The 3,884-nt window shown below is 54.9% G+C and carries 4 protein-coding genes and 1 pseudogene; 4 read left to right on the forward strand and 1 reads right to left on the reverse strand.

What is annotated here, in order from left to right; genetic code table 11:
* Positions 1-841: pseudogene (locus tag IQ22_RS22900) on the reverse strand (RNA-guided endonuclease InsQ/TnpB family protein); the annotation flags it as partial.
* 129 nt (positions 842-970) lie between these two features.
* Here IQ22_RS22900 and xseA point away from each other — a divergent pair.
* From xseA to IQ22_RS22915, 4 genes are all read left to right on the forward strand, one after another.
* The gene (xseA, locus tag IQ22_RS22905) at positions 971-2,161 is read left to right on the forward strand and encodes an exodeoxyribonuclease VII large subunit (RefSeq protein WP_244309418.1); all 1,191 of its coding nucleotides are present in this window, start codon (positions 971-973) and stop codon (positions 2,159-2,161) included.
* The gene (locus tag IQ22_RS23775; RefSeq protein WP_244309420.1) at positions 2,109-2,549 is read left to right on the forward strand and encodes an exodeoxyribonuclease VII large subunit; all 441 of its coding nucleotides are present in this window, start codon (positions 2,109-2,111) and stop codon (positions 2,547-2,549) included. Before xseA ends, IQ22_RS23775 begins: the two co-directional genes overlap by 53 nt.
* Positions 2,550-2,717: 168 nt before the next feature.
* Entirely contained in the window at positions 2,718-3,479 is a 762-nt protein-coding gene (locus IQ22_RS22910; protein WP_145146107.1) for a DCL family protein, read from the forward strand.
* Between the two features lie 94 nt (positions 3,480-3,573).
* Positions 3,574-3,884 (forward strand): efflux RND transporter permease subunit (locus tag IQ22_RS22915; protein WP_280177110.1); only part of this gene is annotated, 311 nt, incomplete at its 3' end.

Genomic DNA, 3,884 nt, shown 5'->3' on the forward strand with positions numbered 1-3,884 from the left:
TGCTCAGCCTGGGATTTCTGATCATGTTTTTTACCGCAAGATTTTCGACACAGACCACTTGGTTTTCGTTGATTAGTCTGCGTGACAGCTTGTGCAAGCCGTCGAGTCGGCAATCGGAGATCCTGGCGTGAATCCTCGCAACCTTCTGACGGGCCTTGGCCTGATTGGCAGAGCCGAGCTTTTTACGGTTCAGACGGCGTTGTGCCAATGCCAGCCGGGAGGCGTATTTGGCTGTATGGCGAGCATTGGCAACCGGCTCGCCTTCGGAGGGTACAAACAGGTCTTTCAATCCCATGTCGATGCCGATGATTTTCGGCGTGACGGGCAAGGCTTGAGGTTCGAATTAACACAGGCACGAGACGAAGTAGCGCCCAGCTGCATCTTTGGAAACCGTTATGGTAGAAGGGGCAGACGGCAGGGCACGACTCCAGCGGATATTCAGCGGCTCGCTGCTTTTCGCCAGAAACAGCTCGCCGTCCCGGTAGTTGAACGCCGAGGCGGTGAATTCAGCCGATTGATGGTTTCGCTTTTTCTTGAATGCCGGGTACCTGGCTCGTCCTTTAAAAAAGTTCTTGAATGCAGTCTGCTGGTGGCGCAGGGACTGCTGCAGCGGGACGCAGGAAACCTCATTCAGGAATGCCAGTTCCGGCTGCTTCTTGAGTACGGTCAGGTAAGCACTAGCCGCAGAGTAGCCGATTTTCTGCTGCTCCTTATGGAATGCATCGGTGCGCCAGCTCAGCAGGGTGTTATAGACCAAACGCACGCAGCCAAACGTCTTTGCAAGCAGCTCTGCTTGTTCAGCTGTTGGGTAGAACCGGTATTTGTAGGCGCGTTTAGTCATGCCTTACAACATACAAAACCTAGTGTGAGATAGAAATTGCTCATTAGCAGGAAGCGATAAAAGGGCACGCTTTGCGCGCCGCGCTATCCCTCCCCGCACTAGAAGTACGGGGTATCTCGCGCAAAACTGATGAACGCGCCAGCACCAGCGGTGCATATCTCGCTACACAGTTACCTCAAGCAAATCGAGGGGGTGATCAAACGCTCCTTTGCCGAGCACCTCTGGGTTGTGGCTGAGCTAAGCGAGTTCAATGTCCGCAATGGTGGTACGTGCTGGTTTACTCTGATCGAGAGCACTGATGGCAAGGAAATCGCCAAGTGTTCGGCTGTGATGTTTGGCAGTGTCTCGAATGTGCAGCTAAGAGCCTTTGAACAGGTTACTGGATCAAAACCGCAGCCCGGCATGAAAGTGATGCTCAAGGTCTGCGCGACCCTGCATCCTCAGTATGGCTTCCAGCTCCAGGTCTATGGCGTCGACCCCAATTACACGCTGGGTGAAATGCACGCCAAGGTCGAGCAGATACTGGCGCGGTTAAAGGAAGAGGGCATCAACGACAGGCAAAAGACACTGGCAGCGCCAGCAGGATTCTGGCGTATAGCGGTTGTCTCGCCTGATCAGGCCGCGGGGCTTGGTGACTTCCGGCGCGAAGCGGATCTGCTCGAGCGCCATGGCCTCGTAAGCTTTCACTACTACACCGCCACGTTTCAGGGCGAGAAGGCTCCCGAGTCGATCAAACAAGCCTTTCTCCAGCTTTATGAAGAGCATGGTCAGGCATCCTTTGATGCCGTGTGTCTTATCAGGGGAGGGGGGGCCAAGGCTGACATGGCATGGCTCAACCACTATGGGCTGGCCAAGCTCATCTGCCGGCTTCCAATCCCGGTCTTTACCGGCATCGGCCATGAGCGCGACGAGACCGTACTCGATCTGGTAGCGCATACCCGTTTCGATACGCCTTCCAAAGTCATTGGATCAATCCTGCGCCATCTCCAGCTGGAGTCCGAGGAGCTCTCAAGAAGCATTGAGCTGGCCAGGCAGCTGATCGACCAGACCCTGAGCCGTGAAGAGACCTGCTTAGTCAGCCTGCACGGGCAGTATCAGAACCTCTCCCAGCAGAGACTAAGCAACGAGACCCTCACACTGGCTGAGCTAAGCCACTGCTATCGCCGAGGCGTGGATGACTGCCTGAACCGGCACGAGAGACAAGTGACGCTTTGGCAGGCCCAGGCGCAGTCCATGGCGCGAATCGCTGCAGAGCGCCAGCGATCGCTTGCACAACTATCAGGAGCGGTATCTGGCGCAGCTTCCGTCAGCCGTAGCTGAAGAGGAGCAATGCCTAGGCAACCTCCTTACGCAATACACCTACCTTGCCGAGCGCAAGGCCGCTGATGCTGCACAGGAGCTCATGCAGGCCAGGCAAGCCTTGTCCTTGCAACTGGGCGCCCGACTGGCTGAGGAGCAGCGCTGTGTTGACGCCTTGGCTGGTCAGTATCAGTTTGCAGCGCAGGCAGGTCTTCAGCAGGAGGAAGCCTCGCTGCAGCGCTACAAGGATCTTTATGCCGTGCTGGATCCAAGAGCGATCATGGCCAAGGGATTTGCGCTGGTCAGACGGCAGGACGGGCAAGCAGTGAGATCAGTCCTTGAGGTAACTTCAGGAGATAGGCTTGAGATCTCCTTCCACGAGGGGAATAAAACGGCCATCGTTCAATAATGATAAGGATTAAGTGCAGTGGTTACTTTTGCGGACTAGCTCGTTGGCCTCCTTATTCCAGTGTGAGGCCCGCTAGGAAATCGCATGCGCATGGAAAGCTATTTAGCTGAAGACTTCGCATGAGCCACTATTATGATATCAGCTAAATGATTCTCGGATGTGCACAATATGGCAAAAGCAATTACTCTTTCAAATGGCAGAACGTGGAAGACGCAGAAGGATGCGCTCGCTCATTTCAAGGCCATGCTAGATAGGTACGATAATCAAGACGTTATCGACACACGTGCTGACCATGAGGATCTTGTTGTGCTTCTTGAGCGCTATGACGAAGCGATTACTGATGGCCCTAGCAAAACGGGGACTGGAATCGATTACTTCACGCGAACTCTCAACAATTTCAAAGGCTTTGCAACCGCAGGGTTCTGGGTGCATCGCGAGGATGGTACCGCTACCGACTTCAGTTACATTTCGGCCGTGAAAGGCCAGCCCAAAGGGCCGTCCAAGGAATTCTATGATGCGTGTCGAGCCGCCGTTCAGGAGGATCTTCATGCTGCAAAGCTTAAGTTTTTCAAAGAATACGCTGACACGGATGGCTACGTGCCCTGCGAAGTTACTGGGCAGCAGATAGCATACCAAGACGCCCATCTCGATCATGCAGGGCACACTTTCAATCAGATCGTGTCTAGCTTCAGAGCTGCTAGAGGCTGGACCTTGGAGGTTCCGAATGGCATCGTCTCACTACCTGCCGATGGACAGACACAGAGCACACTGATTGACCCAGCAGTTGCCAAAGCGTTTGTTGACTTTCACCATAGCCTTGCGACACTTCGGATCGTCCTAAGTACTGTGAATCTGTCCATGGCGGCCAGGCAACGACAGCCAACAATACGCCGTCCTGTTCCCCTTCAATGTTCCTCAAATCCAGCGTGAAAAATGGTGCTGAGATCGTATGGAGGAATCAAAGCTCCTGATTAGGCGCTTTGTGAATTTCCAGACAGTATTTTGACCTACCCGAATGGATAGGGTGGAGCCACGCCTGCCCCAGGCCGTGCGGCAAAGCGGCCTGCAGGTGGAGTCCGCCGCTTCGGGCTTTCTGATGATGATCGGCCTGACTTCGCCCAACGGCCAGTTTGATGAGGTCGCGTTGAATGACTATCTGGCGCGCAACATCGTTCAGGAGCTACGCCGCATCGATGGTGTGGGGCGCGTGCAGCTGTTCGGCGCCGAACAGGCCATGCGAGTCTGGGTCGACCCGAACAAGCTCACCGCCTATGGCCTGACTATGAACGAACTGGCCCAGGCCATTGAGCAGCAGAACGCGTCGATTGCCCCCGG

It is taken from the genome of Pseudomonas duriflava, assembly GCF_007830155.1.
Lineage (GTDB): Bacteria > Pseudomonadota > Gammaproteobacteria > Pseudomonadales > Pseudomonadaceae > Chryseomonas > Chryseomonas duriflava.

What these genes read in the sequence shown, in the direction of transcription:
- xseA (WP_244309418.1), top strand. Translation starts at nt 971, where the DNA reads ATGAACGCGCCAGCACCAGCGGTGCATATCTCGCTACACAGTTACCTC.
- IQ22_RS22910 (WP_145146107.1), top strand. Translation starts at nt 2,718, where the DNA reads ATGGCAAAAGCAATTACTCTTTCAAATGGCAGAACGTGGAAGACGCAG.